Origin of the sequence: Paenibacillus sp. 8b26 (genome assembly GCF_050626875.1) — a bacterium.
In the GTDB taxonomy this organism is placed as follows: Bacteria; Bacillota; Bacilli; order Paenibacillales; family Paenibacillaceae; genus Paenibacillus.
The window spans coordinates 4,204,933-4,222,909 of sequence record NZ_CP192445.1 but is presented as its reverse complement, the minus strand read 5'-3'; the positions used below and the strand labels follow the sequence as shown (position 1 = coordinate 4,222,909).

Here is a 17,977-nt window from a genome sequence, read left to right as displayed (position 1 = left end):
GTATCTTTGACAGCGTTTAAGTGTATATACCTCTTTTGTATACTTTTTCAGTCTCCAAAAGGGTAGACAATACTCGAAAAAGGGCAAAAAAATAGGATCGGCTTCTAGCGCCAATCCTGATCTACCCTTGAAAGTCCAGAAACAACGTCGCATTCACATACCTACGTGCCATGGACAAAAAATAACTATTTTGCACCGATACCGCAGCTACCAGCAATGTATTCCGAACGGCTTGACACTGGATAGGGGTCAAATGCTGCAAACGACTCGTGTATTGATCTGCCGCCTGAATCAGCAATTCCTCTGTCGCACCTTCCTGACGCTGCTGCCCTGTACCGGAATTTTCGTTTTCTTTGGCAAGCCCGGCTCCTGCCACATCCAGCAGTTGATCTCCATTTGCATCCAGTTCCTCAAACAAGGTTGAATAAGCAGCGTACAAATCGACCGGCTGGATTAGATCATCCGTATCATCCTCCGGCTGTTGGAACAGGATATGAAATAACTGACGGATGGATTCAAAATCAAGGCATGATTTCAAATCCTCCACAATGAGCAGCAGTGCGGCCTGGTTGACTGAATATTTTTTACCGATCTTCGGTGATCCGAGAAATTCCTTAAAGTCACGTTTGACCCAATTCTGCATAGAGGCCAATGAAACATGACTATACTCGACCAGTTGGCCGAGAGAAACGATTTCCTGTAGCGAAAAAGCTGCGCTGTGTTTGCCCTTGATAATTTTATCCAGCACAGGCGTTACCTCAGTATACAAAAATGTCGGCATCGTACTGCCTGGACGGCCCGGATGGATATGGGTGCGTCTCCAGGCATCCTGAAGAACGGCCAACGGCTGCAATTCGCGGCGACCTTCCATCGCCAGCAGCAAATGGGCCATATCACGGCGTGTGAGGGTAAAAGACTCCATCTGCTTTCCTCCCTTTAAACCATTTCAAGTTCATTTGAACTCATCATACGCCCATAAACTAGGCTTGTAAAGTGAAGCAATGATCCGTGTGGGTTCTGTTTTGCCTTATTTTCCGTACAAATTGGAGGCAGGTGACCTGCTATGATTGGATATGAACCTTGTATATTTGCTTTTAAGTTCTTAAAATAAGTTCAAGTGAACTTAAAATGGAGTTCATTAAAAATTGAACGAAAAAGGGATGAGTGAAAATTACATGGGTATAGGTGTCAGTCTATTTTTGTTCGCGGTGTTGATTATATTTAGCGCTTTCTTCGTGGCTACCGAGTTTGCGATTATTAAAATCCGTTCCAGCCGGGTCGATCAGCTGGTAGTGGAGAACCGTAAAAACGCACTGGCGCTACAAAAGGTCGTCAATAATCTGGACGGCTACCTGTCCGCCTGTCAGCTTGGTATTACGATTACAGCGTTGGGACTCGGCTGGCTCGGTGAACCGACCGTGGTCAAATTGCTGGAGCCTCTCTTTCAACAGCTCAACATCAATGGGGAATTTTCACATATCCTGGCCTTTATTATTTCATTTGTCATTGTAACTTACCTGCACGTGGTTATCGGTGAACTGGCTCCCAAAACGCTGGCGATCCGCAAAGCGGAAGCAGTAAGCTTGTTGACCTCCCCGGTCATCGTATGGTTTAACCGGATTATGTATCCGTTTATCTGGCTCCTGAATGGCTCGGCCAACCGTTTGGTTCGTTTGTTTGGTCTTCAACCGGCAAGCGAGCATGAGGAAGCGCACTCTCAGGAGGAAATTCAGATCATTTTGTCCGAAAGCGTGGAAAGTGGTAAGATCAATAACACCGAATATGGCTACGTGAATCGTATCTTTGCTTTTGACGAGACCGTTGCCAAAGAAATTATGGTGCCACGTACAGATATGGTATGCTTGTTTACGAATCGCTCGCTGAAAGAAAACATGTTGACCATTCACGAAGAACAGTATACCCGTTTTCCGGTAGCGACAGAGAACAAGGATCAGATCATCGGTATGATTAATACCAAGCAATTGTTCCTTGAGTATGACCGCAACCCTGAGCTTGATTTCAATAGTCTGATTCAACCGATCCTGACTGTTCCGGAAGTTATACCTGTCAACACGCTGCTCAAACGCATGCAGAAGGAGCAGGTTCATATCGCCCTTCTCGTCGATGAATACGGCGGAACCTCCGGTCTGATTACTATTGAGGATATTTTGGAGGAAATTGTTGGCGAAATCCGTGACGAATTTGATAAGGATGAACGGAAGGAAATCGAGAAATTGACGGAGAACAGTTATTTGATGGATGGCAAGGTGATGCTTTCCGATTTGAGTGATCTGACTGGCTTGACGTTGGACGATGAGGACGTGGATACTGTCGGAGGGTGGGTGTATAGTCGGGTTCCGGAACCGAGACAGGGCAAGGAATTCATAGAAGATGATGTGAAATTTATCATTCGTGAAATGGGTAAAAATCGTATTCGACGGGTGGAGATTATTCTGCACAATGAATCTCCTGTATCCGAGTTGGAAGCGGAATCTGACACTTCTTCCAGGGAGTGAACCGCTGTGACCTGAGCGGCTTGCACTGTGCACTTGACACTTGCGTTCACTCCTACTGAAATGACATACTTCCAGGGCAAACGGCTTAGGCCGTTTGCCCTGCACGCGTGTAAGGAGGAACTAATAAAGTGGATATTTTATCATCTATTATTATGGGTATTATTGAAGGGCTGACAGAGTTTTTGCCGGTCTCTTCGACGGGTCATATGATCCTGACGGCTGATCTTCTCGGGTTAAACACGGAGAATGCTACAGTCAAAACGTTCGAGGTTATTGTGCAGTTGGGTGCTGTGCTGGCGGTTGTCGTATTGTACTGGCGCAGGTTCCTAAGCTTATTTGATTTCAGACGCAGAATCTCGACCCAGCCGCGCCTGAACCTGCTCCATATTATTTTGGCCATGATCCCTGCGGGTGTGATTGGCGTGTTGTTCCGTGATGTAATCAAGCAATACCTGTTTGGCCCTCAAACTGTTCTGTACAGTCTGGTCATCGGAGGCTTGCTAATGATCGCGGCTGAAAAATTCCATCCGCCCATTAAATCGCATACGGTGGATGACATTACGTATAAGCAGGCTTTTACGATTGGCTTGTTCCAGGTCCTGGCTTTATGGCCGGGCTTCTCCCGTTCAGGCTCAACCATGTCCGGGGGCCTATTCGCCCGTGTAAGCCATACAGCAGCCGCTGAATTTACATTTTTAGTATCTGTTCCGGTCATGCTGGGCGCATCGGGTATTGATATGATCAAAAGCATGGACCATCTGTCTATGAGCGATTTTCCGGTGTTCGCGGCAGGCTTTATCACTGCCTTTATCGTCGGAATGCTGGCGATCAAAACGTTCCTCGGTCTGCTCAAACGCTTGAGCCTGACTTCATTCGCCATCTACCGCTTCGTATTGGCGGCTGTGTTCTTCTTCATTATTTTGTAAGCTGTTGTTTGTTGCCGCAAAGCCTTCATGCTTTTCAGCAATAACAGCTTGTTTCGTATGACAAAAAAGGGTTATCCCATGGGCTTGATTTGTCAGCCATGGGATAACCCTTTTTCTATTTCAGCATTTTGCATCATTCATTATTGTTTTGATTCCAACGTGGTCAGGTATTCGGAGATTTGTGCTGGCGTCTTGGCATATTTGCTGTGCAAATGAGCGATTTTTTCGCCGTTACGGAAAACGAGCAGGCTCGGAATTCCACGTACCTGGTTTTCTTCAGCAATCGGCTGGAATTTCTCAGCATCAAGCGCAAAAAAGCGCTTATCTGCATTTTCCTCGATAATGCCACCCATGAATTTATCCAGTGTTTTGCAATCCGGACACCATGTTGTATCAAATTTTACGACCGTCAAGCCGTCACCGTTAATCAAATCCTGATACTGCTGCTGTGATTCGATGCGTTCCATTGGTTGGTTCCTCCTAAAGTATATTTATGAACGTCTCCATACTCAAATATGGATTATAAACCTGAGCTTATTCTTATATTGTAATGATTCTTTCATATATTGCAACTATGGCAAGTACACGTTCAAAAGTATGAACCAATTTATTCGCTGGCAAATCGCATTTCCGACCGTGTGACAAAGATTCCCTCTGCCCTACCTGTGCTCGTATCAGCGGTATTGCGCATCATAGCGGTTAGCCCGGCTAATCTGCTGTAGCGCCTCCCGCTCCTGTTGGGTTAACGGCGGGAGACTCGCTGCTGCGATATTATGCTCCAATTGTCCCCGTGAGCTTGCACCCGGGATGACAGCAGCGACAGCCGGATGAGACAGGCTATAACGGATCGCCGTCTGCCCCATGCTGCGCTCTGCACTCGTAAATGCCTTTAATTGCTTACGTATGTCCAGCAGCTCTGCCTCTTCGTAGTCCAGATAGCCCTTGGCTACCTTGCCTTCTCCTTCGTCGGTCAATACGCCGCTGGCGACAGGCCCGCGTGCAATGACACTGATTCCCCGCTCCTGCAGCAAAGACAGTACCTCTTCCTCTGCCCGACGGTCCAGCAAGCTATATTGATTCATGACGCTGACGATATTCGAACGCTCGACATATTCACGGATGACGTGAGGACGAATCGAAGAAATGCCATAATAACGGATGACCCCCTCCCTTTTGAGCTGTTCAAAAGCTTCAATCGTTTCGTCGATGGGATCGTCAATCGTCCCACCGTGAAGCTGATACAGATCGATATAGTCCGTTCCCAGACGGCGCAGGCTTTCTTTGACCGCAGACAGAATATACTCCTTGGACGGGTCCCACCCCCAGCCCACTTGGCCCGGCATACGCCGATTACCCACCTTGGTCGCCAAAACGACATCTTGACGCCGTCCACGAATCGCTGCCCCCACAATTTCCTCATTACGTCCGTGATGGTACAAATCCGCTGTATCCAGCAGGTTCACGCCCCGATCCAACGCTTCATGGATCAGGTAAACACCTTGCTGTTCCTCCGTACCAACCGACATACAGCCCAAGCCAATCTCGCCTACCAGCAAATCCGAAGACCCCAGACGATTTTTCTTCATCTATTGGTTCCCTCACTTTCATAAGCGTGTAACATTAAATTTTGAATATTACTCTATTATACGCAAAAAATAACCCCAAAGGGCATAGAGACTCCACGATCTCCAATCCTTTGGGATTATTGCATAAAGTCCATATTACATTCGTGCTATCGGAACAACCACTTGATGGCCTCGGGGAATTGACGCTGGTAATCCAGATGATCTTTCATCGTATGCAAATCTCCATCGTGTACAAGTTATCCATTACAGCGCGGCATCAATTTCCTTGATCATTTCGGACACGGATTCCAGACCATTACCTGACAAGTACCAGTAGTTCGGGTCAAGATACACAATATGACCGTTTTTAAATGCATTGGTTTTCTTCACCAGCTCGTTTTCAATCGTTTGTTTGCCTGTAACCTGTTCCTTGCCTTCCTCCACCACGACTGCTCCACGGTCAACGACAAAGATGTAATCCGGATTTTTTTGCTGTACATATTCAAAAGAAACCTTTTGTCCATGCGTGGATACTTTAATGTCAGGATCTACAGGGGTTACGCCGAAAGCATCATGAATGATACCGAAGCGGGATTGTGAGCCATATGCGCTCAGGCTTCCTTCATTCGTCAACACGATCAGTCCTTTAGCTTTGCTCGCTACAGCCTTGTCATGTACGGCCTTGATGGAGCTATCAATCGCAGCCAGTTCCTGCTTGGCAGCATCCTCTTTGTTGAAGATTTGACCCAGTGTTTCAACGTTTTTCTTAAAGGAGTTTATATAATCCTTGGTGTCTACAGCCAACGAAATGGTGGGTGCAATTTTGCTCAATTCTTTGTACGCATCTGCTTGTCTGCCACCGATGATGATCAATTCAGGAGACAGATCACTGATCTTCTCGTAATCCGGTTCAAACAGCGTGCCTGCACTTGCATATTTGGAATCTTTATATTTGCTCAAATACGTAGGAAGATCCTGCTGCGCTACCGCCGCAACGTCAACACCCAGCTTATCCAACGTATCCAATGAGCCAAAATCAAAAACAACGACATTTTTCGGATTAACTTTGACTTGGACCGGGTTTTCATCCAGTGCATGTTTAACTTCGATGGTTTTGGATTCTGTTGTTGCAGTAGAAGATGAGCCGTTGCCAGTCGCTTCCTGTGTAGCTGGAGCCGCTTTGCCACAGGCTGACACGATCAGTACCAGCGCCAGTATCAGCGTTAAAAACATCATATTTTTCTTCATTTAACATTCCCCCTAAGTGAAATAAACGCAAATTTTATGTTCCCCGATCTGTTGAATCGGAATATCCATATCGTACAAATCCTTTAATACCTGACTATCAATCATTTCGTCAGCGGTTCCCTGCTTCAGCAGCCTGCCGTCCTTCATCCCCACAATATAGTCCGAATAGCAGGAAGCAAAATTAATGTCGTGAAGCACGACCAGAATCGTTTTGCCGAGATCATCCACCAAACCGCGTAGCGTCTTCATAATCTGAACCGAATGCTTCATATCCAAATTGTTCAGCGGCTCATCGAGCAGTATGTATTCCGTGTCCTGAGCCAAAATCATGGCAATAAAAGCCCGCTGTCGCTGTCCCCCACTAAGCAAATCAATATGCTTGTCCTTCATATCCTCCAGCCCCATGTAGGCCATAGACTGCTCCACCATTTTGCGATCCTCGCTGTTCAATCTACCCTTGGAATACGGAAAACGGCCGAAGCTGACCAGCTCCTTCACGGTTAAGCGGATATTGACATCATTGGTCTGTTTTAAAATAGATATCTTCCGAGCCAGCTCCTCACTTTTCGTCAGGCTCACGGCCTGCCCGTCAATGAGGATTTCTCCCTCATCACTGTCAGTCAGGCGACTAATCATCGACAACAAGGTGCTTTTTCCAGCGCCGTTAGGTCCAATAAAGGAGGTAATGGTGCCTTTCGGTACAATGACGGATACCTGATCCACCACATTTTTATTCCCGTAGCGTTTGGATACGTTTTTGACTTCTACCATGATTTATTCTCCCGCAACAAAAGGTACAGGAAGTACACCCCCCCGATAAAGTTAATAATGACGCTCACCGTTGTCGATAAGTCGAATACTCTTTCTGCCAGCAGTTGGCATCCTGCCAACGCAATGACACTGACACAAATAGAGGCCGGAATAATATAACGATGCTGATAGGTTTTCATCACCTGATAAGCCACATTGGCCACAATTAATCCGAGAAACGTAATCGGTCCGACCAGTGCCGTGGATATGGAGATAAGAATCGCTACGATAATTAGCAGCCTTTTGATAATAAAACCATAAGGGAGCCCTAAATTAATCGCATGCTCTCGTCCGAGCGACAGCACGTCCAGATACTTGATGAATCTCCACGCATAAGCAAATACAAGCACAAGAATGAATACAGAAAGCCACAGTAGCTCGGTGTTTACATTACTGAAGCTGGCAAAGCTCTTGTCCTGGATTTTCGCAAATTCGTTCGGATCAATCAGTACCTCCATAAAGGTAGATAGACTGTTGAATAGTGTGCCGAACACCAGACCAATCAGCAAAAGCACATAAATCCCGCGTCCATCTTTGCGGAAAATTAATTTGTATAGCAGTCCTGCGAACAGCACCATCAGCCCCACCGACAGCAAAAAGTTCAATTCTTTGCTGGTCGAAATGAAAGGGACGGAACCCAATGCAAAAATAATCGTCGTCTGAATCAGCATGTACAGTGAATCCAGTCCGATAATACCGGGAGTCAAAATCTTATTATTCGTAACCGTCTGGAAAATAACGGTTGCAAAAGCAATGGAGCCACCTGTCAGAATGAAGGCTGCGATCTTTTTCAATCGTCGTGGCAGCGCGTAATGCCAGGTATGCGGAAGATCTATAAACACGAAAGCAGCAATCAACACAAGCGCGGCAGCGGCTAATATTCCGATTTTTAATTTAGGATTCATAAGCCCTTCTCCTCAGCAGCAAATACAAGAACAACGCGCTCCCGATCACACCCACCGTAAGCCCTACAGATATTTCATACGGATAAATGATGACCCGTCCCAAAATATCGCAAAACAGCACAAAGACGGCGCCCAAGGTCGCGGTATGGGCCAAACTTTTTTTCAGATTATCGCCCATATACATGCTGACCAGATTGGGTACAACCAGCCCCAGAAAAGGGATCGTTCCCACGGTCAATATGACTACGGAGGAAACCAAAGCCACGATCACCAGACCAACATTGAGGGTGCGCTTGTAATGTACGCCCAAATTTGCCGCGAAATCCTCGCCCATGCCTGCAATTGTGAAACGATTCGCATATATGTACGCTAATGCAACCAAAGGAACACTAAGATACAGCATCTCATAGCGACCACTCATCACCAGTGAAAAATCACCCTGCATCCACGAGGAAATGCTCTGGATCAGATTGTATTTATAGGCGAAAAAGGTCGTCACCGAATTTAAAATGCCCCCGAACATTAAACCGACCAGCGGGATAAATACTGGGTCCTTGAAACGGATTTTATCCAGTATTTTCATGAAAATCAGTGTCCCCGCCAGGGCAAACCCGAAAGCCGTCAGCATCTTCGTCCAAAATCCCGCCGCTCCAAACACCATAATAGCCATCAGCACACCCAATCGTGCCGCATCCATCGTCCCTGCAGTGGTGGGAGATACAAATCGGTTCCGGGTAAGCTGCTGCATAATGAGCCCACAGATACTCATACTCGCCCCTGCGATAATGATACTGATCAAACGTGGGAATCTGCTAATCAGGAGTACCTGCGCCTGATCCTCGGTTAAGTGGAACAAATCAAGTGGAGTTACATCATGAACACCGATAAAAACCGAGGCGAAGGCCAGTACCAGAACAGCCAGTATTAAATAACGCAATTTCATGTTCTAACCAAGGGAGCCTGTTCTCCAACAACCTGTACCAAGCTTCGGCCCTGTCCTCCCCTCCAATAATGATAATCATTATCAAAAATCAACTAGCATAAATTATATCAGTCCTCGCGTATCTGTCAAATCTTTTGAAATGAACAAACATGAAAAAAAAGATGCTGGCAAGTGCCTCGACAGCCTGAGAGCAAATGAGCAAATAAAAGCAATATCCTGTAAACTGGAAATAGAGAATTTTGAGTCCTCTTTTACATTTTTATTGTGAGCGGTTCTTGAAATCCGTGTTCAACGACTTGGTTAATCAAAATACAGGAGGAGAATGATGAACTACATATTAATCGTCGAGGACGATATCGCCTTGAGTAACGGTATTGTTCTTGCTCTTAAAGAACCTAACAACGTATTTACGCAAACGTATGACATAGCTACTGCAAAAGAACAATTGAACGTTACTGCCTTTGACCTAGTGATTCTTGATGTAAACTTGCCAGATGGGAATGGACTCGATCTTTTAACCCATATACGAAAAAAAACAAATATACCCGTCATCGTTCTGACTGCGAATGATATGGAAACAGATGTCGTCACTGGTTTTGAACTGGGGGCTGACGACTATATCACCAAGCCTTTCAGCCTCATGGTACTGAGAGCAAGAGTCGGCGTTCAGCTAAAAAGAGCTGGGTATCCACTTTCCGATTCCTTTCAGCTTGATGGTTTTTCTTTTTCTTTTAACAAAATGGAATTTATTAAGAATGGTACGCCCATTGAACTAAGTAAAACTGAACAAAAATTGTTGCGCGTCCTAATCGATAATCGAGGCAATACTGTATCTCGCGATCATTTAATAGACAGCATCTGGACTGATGGAGCTGAGTATGTAGGTGAAAACGCCTTGTCTGTTACAGTAAAAAGACTACGGGACAAATTGGAGGATTCCCCCTCCTCTCCCCGATACATTAAGACGGTTTATGGTATTGGCTACACATGGGCGGTGAGATAATTTGTCAGCACTTAATTACATATGTATTGGAATTACCATTACTGCTTTATTCGCTGTCGGGACTGCCATTCTTCTATATCGCAAAAACGTACATAAAACCATGAAAACCATTCAGGAGATGATTGATACTGCAATAGATGGCAACTTTTCAGAGCGTGTTTTCGACGAATCCGTTTTATCTGCAGTAGAGACAAAGCTGGCACGGTTTCTTTCCATTTGCTCCGTGTCCTCCAAAAATCTGCTTGCCGAAAAGAACAAAATAAATGAGCTTATTTCTGATATTTCGCATCAAACGAAAACGCCTGTGGCTAATATCTTGCTGTATTCCCAACTGCTTAGTGAATACGAATTATCGCAGGATGCGTCCACTTGTGTGAAGGCCCTCTCCACACAGGCAGAAAAGCTTAACTTTCTTATCCAGGCATTGTTGAAAACATCACAACTTGAAACGGGGATTATCACAGTATCGCCAAGGCAGGAATCTGTTCATAAGCTCCTGCACAGTGCAAAGGAGCAAATTATGCCGAAAGCGGTTGCCAAAGGTATCTCGGTTGTTATGGAGAATACAACGATTCATGCATGCTTTGATCTGAAATGGACGACCGAAGCAGTCTACAATATTATGGACAATGCTGTGAAATATACAGAAGCCGGCGGGAGCATCTCCATGAATGTGATCGCGTATGATTTGTTTTGCCAAATTGATATTACCGATAATGGCATAGGGATTGCAGAAAATGAACAAGGTAAAATCTTTACCCGCTTCTATCGCTCCCCTACTGTAAACACGCAGGAAGGTGTCGGTATTGGGCTGTTCTTAGCGAGAGAAATCCTTGCGGCTGAAGGTGGTTACATCAGGGTACGGTCACGCTACGGCCGTGGCTCTACCTTCTCTATTTTTCTTTCTATGGATACTTAATTCTTTCAACACCGTTAGATTTCAGAAAGATTGTAGAAAGATTGATATGATACAGTTTGTATTGCAGGGCGCCACAATACAGACTTTTTTATGGAGGAGAAAGTGTATGGCTCTATTAAAAACTCAGGAGTTGAAAAAGTACTACGGCAACGGGGATACTGCTGTCCACGCTTTAGACGGTGTGAACCTGAAGGTGGAAAGCGGAGAATTTGTCGCTATTGTCGGTACGTCCGGGAGCGGCAAGTCGACCCTTCTGCATATGCTGGGTGGACTTGATCGTCCAACAAGCGGAAACGTTACGATTGACGGCAAAGATATTTTTACATTGAAAGACGAAGAATTGACTATTTTTCGCAGACGAAAGATTGGCTTCGTGTTTCAAAATTACAACCTGGTGCCTGTCTTGAATGTCTACGAAAATATTGTGCTTCCTATTGAACTGGACGGAAAAGAACCGGACAAAGCCCACATAGATAAAATTGTACATACCTTGGGTCTTGACCAAAAGTTGAATAATCTGCCCAACCATCTTTCGGGAGGCCAACAGCAGCGTGTAGCCATTGCCAGAGCGCTAGCAGCGAAACCCGCAATTGTCTTAGCAGATGAACCCACCGGGAACCTGGACAGTAAAACCAGTCTGGATGTGATGGGGCTGATCAAAGTATCCAGTCAACAGTTCCGCCAAACGATGGTGATGATTACGCACAACGAGGAAATTGCGCAAATGGCAGATCGGATCATTCGAATTGAGGACGGTAAAATGGTCGGTGGTGAAGGCAAATGATTCAGGTTAGAAATAAAAAAACGATCCGCAATCTGGCAGGTAAGAGCTTCAAAGTAAACAAAGCCCGTAACCTCTTTGCTATTGTTGCCATAGCTCTCACTTCACTGTTATTTACGACGTTGTACACCTTGGGGCTTGGCACTGTTGAAAACTTACAACGGGCAACTATGCGACAGGTCGGTGGAGATGGACATGCCGTACTTAAATATATAACGGATGACGAATTTAATCATATCAAGGATCATCCATTGATCAAGGAAATAGCTTATAACCGTATATTAAGCGACAGAGTTATAAACGATAAATTCCTAAAACGCCATACGGAATTCTGGTATTACGATGATGTAGGGATGAAGCTTGGTTTTATTGAGATTAAAGAGGGGCACAAGCCTGCGGCGAAAAACGAAGTGATTGCAGACTCCAAGACGTTACAGCTACTGGGTGTTCCACTGGAGGTTGGAGCACCCTTGCGATTAAAGCTTAAAATACGAGGTAAAGAAGTACAGCGTGATTTTGTCCTCTCCGGCTGGTGGAAAAGTGATCCTGTGGTTAACGTAGGACAAATATTCGCTTCTAAAGCCTATGTCGATGCTCATGCTAAGGAATTACAAAGCAACTATAAAAAGGATCACTTCTATACAGGAACCATTAGTGCATATATGATGTTCGACAACAGCCTTGATTTGCGGGGAAAGCTCAGTAAAGTGATTACCGAAAGCGGGTATTCGCTTGACGAAGATGCACCGAACTATATCGCGAATAATGTAAATTGGTCATACATCTCGACCAATTTTAGTGTGGATACAGAGACAATCATAGCGTTAACTTCTGCCCTGTTACTGATCATGTTTACCGGTTATTTGATTATATATAATATTTTCCAAATATCAGTGATGCGAGATATCCGTTTTTACGGTCTCTTAAAGACGATCGGTACAAGCGGCAAGCAGATTCGCCGGATTATTCGCAGACAAGCGCTGATTCTATCAGCGCTAGGAATCCCGATCGGATTGATAGCAGGTTTTTTTATCGGTAAATCGTTTGTTCCTTATATCATAAATATGAGTGTGTTCAACGGTACTGAGATATCTGTATCCCCTAACCCATGGATTTTTGTCGGATCTGCTCTGTTCGCGCTCATTACCGTAATGATCAGCACTTTCAAGCCAGGCAGAGTTGCGTCATCCGTATCGCCGGTAGAAGCAGTCAGATATACAGGTGGAGTAAACAAGGGCAATGGTAAGCTGAAAAAATCAACCGGAGGTGCAAAAATCCACCTCATGGCTCGTTCCAATTTGGGACGCAATAAAAAACGCACCGTTTTAGTGGTTATGAGTCTTTCTTTAAGTTTGGTTCTTCTGAATACAGTATTCACACTATCTCAGAGCTTTGATATGGATAAATTTTTATCCAAATTTAATGATACCGATTTTCTCATTGCTCATGCTGAATATTTCCAGGTTCCCAGCAGCTTCAGCGGCCATGAAAATGAGACCACTGAAAGTTTTATTAAGGCTGTACAGGCACAACCGGGCTTTGAAGAAGGCGGCCGATTATACGGTGATCCAACAGCTTTCACGGCTGAGAATACAAAGGGAATTACGGATGATACCCAGAACACTGACGCTCGCGGCAACTTCCTTGTAGAAGTGTATGGGCTGGAAGATTTACCCCTGCATCGGCTGCAATTGATTGATGGTGAGCTTGATTTTAAGAAACTAGCTTCCGGTAAGTATATCCTGGAGGGAGTCGAACTGAACGACAATGACAAGCCTTACATGGAATTCATTCATCATAAAGTGGGAGAAAACGTTACTTTGCATAGTTATGTGAGAACAGCAGATGCTCCACTGGATAGAGAGTATATAACGCAAAAGTTTACAGTACTTGGCCATGTGGGTATCAAATCTTCCAATTCGGATCGCCTTCAGAGCTATAGCTTCTACCTCCCGGCGGATATATACAAGCCACTTGTAAAACAGCCCGCTGTAATGAGTTATGCATTTAATGTATCCTCAAATCAGGAAGTGTCCATGCAGGGCTTTTTGAAGCGCTACACTGAAACAATCGAACCGATGATGAACTACGAATCCAAAATCACATCACGGGACGCTTTATCAGGTATGCAAACCACCGTTGAGATGATCGGCGGCCTGCTCAGCTTGATTATTGGCCTGATTGGTATCCTGAACTTTATAAATGCGATTTTAACCAGCATACTGACCCGACGCAAAGAATTTGCTATGCTGCAGAGTATAGGCATGACTAAAAAGCAATTGCGGGGAATGCTGATTTATGAAGGGCTATATTATGTTTGGGCTACTAGCCTAACCTCTATTCTATTGGCAGTCTTATTCTCTCTTTTGATTGTGAAACCGTTTTGCAGCTTGCTGTGGCTTTTAAGCTATCACTTTGTAATTTGGCCGCTTCTAGTCTTATTGCCTTTACTGTTATTGCTCGGGATACTTATTCCAGTAGCAGTCTATTCTATGAATGACAAACAAAGTATTGTGGAGCGGCTTCGAGAATCAGAATAGATTTACCGAGAAAGTCCAAAGTACCCAGTGGGAATAAAAAAAGATGACTCCTGATAAATTCAGAGGTCATCTTTTTATGCTTAGAAAGGTATCTTTGTCTGAATATCTACAGTTCCCACTCTTCTCGCAAAAGCCCCATTCGGATCGAATCATAATACTGTCCATTATAAAATCTACACTTTCGAAGCCGGGCCTCCAAGGTCATCCCCAGCTTCTCCCCAACCTTCATCATCCGATGGTTTCCTGACCAGGTTGTAAAGCCTACTCTTACTAGAGGTAATGTATTAAACAAATGCGTGATCCACAGTCGAAGTGCCCTGGTACCATACCCACCGCTCCAATACTGCGCATCAAAAATACCAATTCCCATTTCAAGCCATTGGGAAGGCTTATGCTCCCAATAGTAGCTAACCGATCCAATGATCTTACCCTCCACTTCAATGAGCCAAAAGTCATCTTGCCCGATTCGCTTTTCCTTATCTTTTAAATAATCATCAAAAGAAAGTGTCTTATGTTCATAATAAGGCGCATCCCATTGCTTCCATTCCGGTGCTTCTTCTTTATAAGTTAACGTCCAAAGAGCCTGTAAGTCTTCTTCTGTAACGGGCCTAATGGTTAAATCCTTATCCGTATACAACGAACACACTCCTTTTAAATAAATTCCCAATCTGCTTTTAAGTATTTATTTTACATGATTATGCATTATTTTGTATTTCTTTTCCCCTACAGTTCTTGGAGCCAGGATACGTAATTGGAGTTGACAATCGCTCCAAAATCATATATCTTAATATCAAGACAATAAATATTAAGCAACGTTTACTACTGTTCATTTCGCTTTTACATGCTAATTATATAAAACCAAGGAGGACAATGACATGAAACTGTTAGGATTGCATCACGTTTCGGCGATTACGGCGGCGGCGGCTAAAAATGTTGATTTTTATACTCAGGTAATGGGTCTTCGACTCATTAAGAAAACGGTGAACCAGGATGATGTGAGCGTTTATCACCTCTTTTATGGAGATGAGCGCGGAACGGCTGGCACCGAAGTCACTTTCTTTGAGATTCCGCATGCTGGGCAAACTCGTACGGGGAATAACAGCATTTCGGCGCTTTCCCTGCGGGTACCGAATGACAAGGCACTAGATTACTGGAAAGACCGTTTCGAGCAATTGGATGTAAAACATGGTGAAATTACGGATCAAGCGGGACGTTTGGCGCTTTCGTTTGAGGATTTTGAAGGGCAGCGCTTCTTCCTGGTTTCGGATGAGCATGACAACGGAGTGCGGGGCGGTACGCCTTGGGAGAAAAGCCCTGTCCCTGCTGAATATGGCATCGTCGGACTTGGCCCGGTTCATCTGACCATTCCAAAAGCGGAGAACACGATCCTCATTCTGGAACAGGTGATGGGCTTCCGCAAAAAGGGCTCCTATCCTTCCACCGTTGCCGGGCAGCCTGATGTGGTCATCTATGAAACCGACGAAGGTGGAACCGGGACCGAGGTTCATCTGGAAGAACGTAACGATCTTCCACAAGAGCGCCCGGGACGAGGCAGTGTGCATCATGTAGCCTTCCGTGTTGCAACTGAGGAAGAACTTAGACAGTGGGTGGAACGTATTAACCAACTGCAAATTTCCAGCTCAGGGTTCGTGGATCGCTTTTACTTCCGTTCATTGTATTTCCGCGAGCCGAACGGCATTTTGTTTGAATTGGCAACCGATGGACCCGGCTTTGATACAGATGAAGAACTGGAGTTTCTGGGTGAATCGCTGGCGTTACCGCCATTTTTGGAATCGCGTCGCGCCTCCATTGAAGCCAACCTCAAACCGCTGAACACCAAGATTTAATAGAGTTATTTTAACTCCAAAATCACACAAAGCCGGGACTTCTACATCATGTAGAGGTTCCCGGCTTTTTTCATGCAACAGCTCTGTTTCCACCCAAAAGGACATCTCATCTGCAAGCCTTTAGGCCTTCATAGGTAAGCGAAATGCCCTTTTTGGTTAAGCTTACAGCTTTTTATCATCCACGCTATTCAGCCAAGCTTCGATTTCTCCGATCACAGAAGCGATACATCCATCCTGGAACGGCGAGATCAGACCAGCCAGCTCCACCAATCCGGTAAAAGAACGACTTCCCCCGGCACGGCACAGCTTCAAGTAATCTTCCCACGCAGCTGTCCGGTCGATGCTCATACGTTTCCAGAATTGGAATGCGCACAATTGCGCGAGTGTGTAGTCGATATAGTAGAACGGGGATTGGAAAATATGTCCCTGCTTATGCCAGAACCCGCCCTGCTCCAGATACTCGTTGCCTTCATAGTCCAAATGCGGTTTATACTTGCGTTCAATGGAGCGCCATGCGCTTTTACGTTCGGCTGGCGTCCAGTCTGGATGTTCATATACTGCATGCTGAAATTCATCCACAGCTACGCCGTAAGGGACAAACAACAACGATGAGGACAAATGTTCAAAGTGATATTTATCCGTATCGTCCTCGAAGAACAGCTTCATCCAAGGCCATGCAAAAAACTCCATACTCATGGAATGAATTTCAGCCGCCTCCATGGTTGGCCAGTGGTATTCGGGGATTTCAAAATGCCGACTTTCGTACACCTGAAAGGCATGGCCCGCTTCATGCGTCAACACATCGATATCACCGGATGTACCATTGAAATTGGAGAAAATAAACGGCGTGCCATACTCGCTCAAAAATGTGCAGTAACCTCCGCTTTGCTTGCCCTTTTTGCTAGTCAGGTCCATCAACCCACGTTCGATCATAAAGCTGAAAAATTCATGTGTTTCCGGTGAAAGCTCCTCATACATACGCGCTCCATTATGAATGATCCACTCCGGGTCGCCTTTGGGTGTAGGATTACCTGACAAAAAGTTAAAGCCTTCATCATAATAGCGAAGCTGATCCACTCCGATCCGCTCGCGTTGGCGTTCCTTGAGCTTTGTTGCCAGCGGAACGATATGTTTCAGCACTTGTTCGCGAAAATTAGCAACCATAGTGGCATTATAATCGGTACGACCCAAACGGGCATAGCCCAGCTCTACAAAGTTATCGTAGCCCAGCTTGTGCGCCATACGCGTGCGTACCTTAACCAGTTCATCGTAAATTCGATCCAGCTCATCCTCATGCTCGCTCATAAATTGATACTTGGCCCCGGAGGCCTGTTTGCGTGTCTCCCGGTTTGTAGCCATTTCAAAAGGCAGAAGCTGCGACAATGTACGTTCTTCTCCCTCGAACGGGATCTTCGCCGAAGCAATCAATTGGGAGTATTCGGAGGTCAGCTTATTTTCCTGCTGCAAATCCTCAATAATATCCGGGTGGAACGACTTGAGTGATACCTCGGCAATACTGAAAAGCTGGCTGCCCCACTGGCTCTCTAGCTCCGCTCTGAACGGCGAGTCTACCAATGCACGATAGTAATCGGTTACATACTCCTGAATGACTGGCATGAAATCATCAGCGTACTCTTGCTCTGCTTTGTAAAATGTGTCCTCCGTATCAATGGAGTGCCGAACCTCTACTAATTGCAATTGCGTTTCCACGTTACTGCGCAGCTTATTAATGGCATGAATAACTTCATTTTGACGCTCTACGCTGTCCGCTTCACGAAACTGCTGCAAAAGCGTTTTAAACCGCTGTTCAATTTCAGCTTGCTCTGGTCGAGTATAAGCCATTTGGCTGAATAATGTCATTGCTTCGAGTCCTCCCTAAATTTAATAAATCTGATGCTTATTATACAGTACGACTAGAGTAAACTGGAAGATATAATTCCAAAAAAATACATCAAAAACCGCAATACCAAGTAT

General features: G+C 45.2%; 16 protein-coding genes. 7 read left to right on the top strand and 9 right to left on the bottom strand.

Translation table 11 applies throughout. The annotated features are described in order from the left end of the window. Positions 1 to 121: 121 nt before the first annotated feature. On the bottom strand, positions 122 to 922 hold the full coding sequence (locus tag ACQ4MX_RS19565; RefSeq protein ID WP_431086807.1) for a DUF1836 domain-containing protein: 801 nt from the start codon (positions 920 to 922) through the stop codon (positions 122 to 124). A 223-nt stretch (positions 923 to 1,145) separates the two neighbouring features. On the opposite strand from ACQ4MX_RS19565, the gene ACQ4MX_RS19560 reads away from it, so the two are divergent. Both ACQ4MX_RS19560 and bacA read left to right on the top strand, forming a co-directional pair. Further along, positions 1,146 to 2,516, top strand: coding sequence for a hemolysin family protein (locus ACQ4MX_RS19560; protein WP_134912556.1), 1,371 nt, complete (start codon positions 1,146 to 1,148; stop codon positions 2,514 to 2,516). Positions 2,517 to 2,644: 128 nt separating this feature from the next. Further along, a complete protein-coding gene (bacA, locus tag ACQ4MX_RS19555; protein ID WP_431086805.1) occupies positions 2,645 to 3,442 on the top strand; it encodes an undecaprenyl-diphosphate phosphatase in 798 nt (265 codons plus the stop codon). Positions 3,443 to 3,582: 140 nt separating this feature from the next. On the opposite strand, the gene ACQ4MX_RS19550 is transcribed toward bacA, so the two are convergent. The 6 genes from ACQ4MX_RS19550 to ACQ4MX_RS19525 all read right to left on the bottom strand — a co-directional run bounded on the left by ACQ4MX_RS19550 (position 3,583) and on the right by ACQ4MX_RS19525 (position 8,913). Beyond that, positions 3,583 to 3,909 (bottom strand): thioredoxin family protein, encoded by a 327-nt coding sequence (locus tag ACQ4MX_RS19550; protein ID WP_044644532.1) that lies wholly within the window; start codon positions 3,907 to 3,909, stop codon positions 3,583 to 3,585. 207 nt (positions 3,910 to 4,116) lie between these two features. Next, positions 4,117 to 5,028, bottom strand: a complete 912-nt coding sequence (locus tag ACQ4MX_RS19545) for an aldo/keto reductase (RefSeq protein ID WP_431086803.1) — start codon at positions 5,026 to 5,028, stop codon at positions 4,117 to 4,119. A 243-nt stretch (positions 5,029 to 5,271) separates the two neighbouring features. Beyond that, positions 5,272 to 6,255, bottom strand: coding sequence for a siderophore ABC transporter substrate-binding protein (locus ACQ4MX_RS19540; protein ID WP_431086801.1), 984 nt, complete (start codon positions 6,253 to 6,255; stop codon positions 5,272 to 5,274). A gap of 12 nt (positions 6,256 to 6,267) precedes the next feature. Further along, positions 6,268 to 7,026 carry an ABC transporter ATP-binding protein gene (locus ACQ4MX_RS19535; RefSeq protein ID WP_431086798.1) on the bottom strand — a complete coding sequence of 253 codons (759 nt, stop codon included), beginning with the start codon at positions 7,024 to 7,026 and terminating at the stop codon, positions 6,268 to 6,270. After that, positions 7,020 to 7,970 carry an iron chelate uptake ABC transporter family permease subunit gene (locus tag ACQ4MX_RS19530; protein WP_431086795.1) on the bottom strand — a complete coding sequence of 317 codons (951 nt, stop codon included), beginning with the start codon at positions 7,968 to 7,970 and terminating at the stop codon, positions 7,020 to 7,022. The genes ACQ4MX_RS19535 and ACQ4MX_RS19530 overlap by 7 nt, the downstream gene beginning before the upstream one ends. Then, a complete protein-coding gene (locus ACQ4MX_RS19525) occupies positions 7,960 to 8,913 on the bottom strand; it encodes an ABC transporter permease (protein ID WP_431086792.1) in 954 nt (317 codons plus the stop codon). Before ACQ4MX_RS19525 ends, ACQ4MX_RS19530 begins: the two co-directional genes overlap by 11 nt. Before the next feature lie 325 nt (positions 8,914 to 9,238). Between ACQ4MX_RS19525 and ACQ4MX_RS19520 the strand changes: the two genes are divergently transcribed. From ACQ4MX_RS19520 to ACQ4MX_RS19505, 4 genes are all read left to right on the top strand, one after another. After that, positions 9,239 to 9,916, top strand: a complete 678-nt coding sequence (locus tag ACQ4MX_RS19520) for a response regulator transcription factor (protein WP_431091367.1) — start codon at positions 9,239 to 9,241, stop codon at positions 9,914 to 9,916. A gap of 1 nt (position 9,917) precedes the next feature. Then, positions 9,918 to 10,835, top strand: coding sequence for a sensor histidine kinase (locus ACQ4MX_RS19515; RefSeq protein WP_431086790.1), 918 nt, complete (start codon positions 9,918 to 9,920; stop codon positions 10,833 to 10,835). A 106-nt stretch (positions 10,836 to 10,941) separates the two neighbouring features. Then, entirely contained in the window at positions 10,942 to 11,619 is a 678-nt protein-coding gene (locus ACQ4MX_RS19510) for an ABC transporter ATP-binding protein (protein WP_149095211.1), read from the top strand. Next, on the top strand, positions 11,616 to 14,156 hold the full coding sequence (locus tag ACQ4MX_RS19505) for an ABC transporter permease (RefSeq protein WP_431086787.1): 2,541 nt from the start codon (positions 11,616 to 11,618) through the stop codon (positions 14,154 to 14,156). The genes ACQ4MX_RS19510 and ACQ4MX_RS19505 overlap by 4 nt, the downstream gene beginning before the upstream one ends. Positions 14,157 to 14,262: 106 nt before the next feature. Here the strand turns inward: ACQ4MX_RS19505 and ACQ4MX_RS19500 are convergent, their stop codons facing one another. Then, entirely contained in the window at positions 14,263 to 14,793 is a 531-nt protein-coding gene (locus ACQ4MX_RS19500; protein WP_431086786.1) for a GNAT family N-acetyltransferase, read from the bottom strand. A 238-nt stretch (positions 14,794 to 15,031) separates the two neighbouring features. On the opposite strand from ACQ4MX_RS19500, the gene ACQ4MX_RS19495 reads away from it, so the two are divergent. Continuing rightward, positions 15,032 to 16,003 (top strand): ring-cleaving dioxygenase, encoded by a 972-nt coding sequence (locus ACQ4MX_RS19495; RefSeq protein WP_431086784.1) that lies wholly within the window; start codon positions 15,032 to 15,034, stop codon positions 16,001 to 16,003. Between the two features lie 162 nt (positions 16,004 to 16,165). Here ACQ4MX_RS19495 and ACQ4MX_RS19490 read toward each other — a convergent pair whose 3' ends face one another. After that, positions 16,166 to 17,863: a M3 family oligoendopeptidase gene (locus ACQ4MX_RS19490; RefSeq protein ID WP_431086782.1), complete on the bottom strand. Its 1,698-nt coding sequence runs from the start codon at positions 17,861 to 17,863 to the stop codon at positions 16,166 to 16,168. Positions 17,864 to 17,977: the final 114 nt, after the last annotated feature.